Origin of the sequence: Verminephrobacter aporrectodeae subsp. tuberculatae At4 (genome assembly GCF_000193225.1) — a bacterium.
Taxonomy (GTDB): domain Bacteria; phylum Pseudomonadota; class Gammaproteobacteria; order Burkholderiales; family Burkholderiaceae_C; genus Acidovorax; species Acidovorax aporrectodeae.
On record NZ_AFAL01001035.1, the window covers coordinates 1 to 1,007 of the forward strand.

Below are 1,007 nucleotides of genomic sequence, written 5' to 3' on the forward strand. Positions count from 1 at the left end.
CGGCCAGGGGCGCGGCATGAGCGCGGGCGCCATGGCGGGCAGCAACAGGGCGTCGGCGCCCAGCACGCGCAGCGGCGTGCGCGCGGCGCTGCGGTCCTTCTGCGCCATCGCCGAGAGTTCCAGCACCGGGCTCGCGCGCGCCACCTGCGGGTCGCCGAGCAGGCGCTCGTAGAGCGCCTCGGGCAGGCTGCCCTGCATGGCGCGCAGTTCCAGATCGGGCTCGCCATGGACCGCGCGCAGCGCCTGCGCGAACTCGTCGAGCGCCGAGGCGTTGATCAAATGCACCGCAAACGCCAGCGCCACCCCGAGCATCACCGCCGCCATGGCCGCGGCGCTGCGCCAGGGGTGGTGGCGCAGGTCCTGCCAGGAGAAGGTGCCAAGCAACGCAAGCATGGCGCGCATTGTGACCGCTTGGGGTGCGCGGCACGGTTGATGCAGATCAAGCCCGCGCCTGCGCTAGCCGACGATGCCCTCGGCGCTCAGCCGCAGCACCCGGTCTGCCCGGGCCGCTGCGGCGTCCGAATGCGTGGCCAGCACCAGCGCTGCGCCGTGCGCGCGCGTCTGCGCGTGCAGCAGGTCGAGCACGCGGCCCGCAGTGGCCGGGTCCAGGTTGCCGGTGGGCTCGTCGGCCAGCAGCAGCGCCGGGCGGTGCACCAGGGCGCGGGCAATGGCCACGCGCTGCAATTGCCCGCCGCTGAGCTGCTGCGGCAGCCGGGCCCCCAGGTCTTGCAGGCCAACCGCCGCGAGCATGTGCTGCACGCGCTGCGCGTCGTTGCGGCCGAGCAGCATCAGCGGCAGCGCCACGTTCTGCGCCACGTCCAGGTGCGGCAGCACGTGGAAGGCCTGGAACACGAAGCCCACCTGCGCACGGCGCCACAGGGCGCGCTGCCTGTCGTCGAGCAGGCCCAGGTCGGTACTGCCGTGCGTGATGCGGCCCGCGTCCCAATGGTCGAGCCCCGCCAGGCAGTTGAGCAGCGTGGACTTGCCGACACCCGAATCCCCCATGA

Annotated in this window: 1 protein-coding gene and 1 pseudogene; both read right to left on the reverse strand. The window is 73.5% G+C overall.

What is annotated here, in order from left to right; all coding sequences use genetic code 11:
• Window positions 1-402 (reverse strand): annotated as a pseudogene (locus VTU_RS30365) (ABC transporter permease); the annotation flags it as partial.
• Between the two features lie 54 nt (window positions 403-456).
• Window positions 457-1,007 (reverse strand): ABC transporter ATP-binding protein (locus VTU_RS0124775; RefSeq protein ID WP_010110610.1); only part of this gene is annotated, 551 nt, incomplete at its 5' end.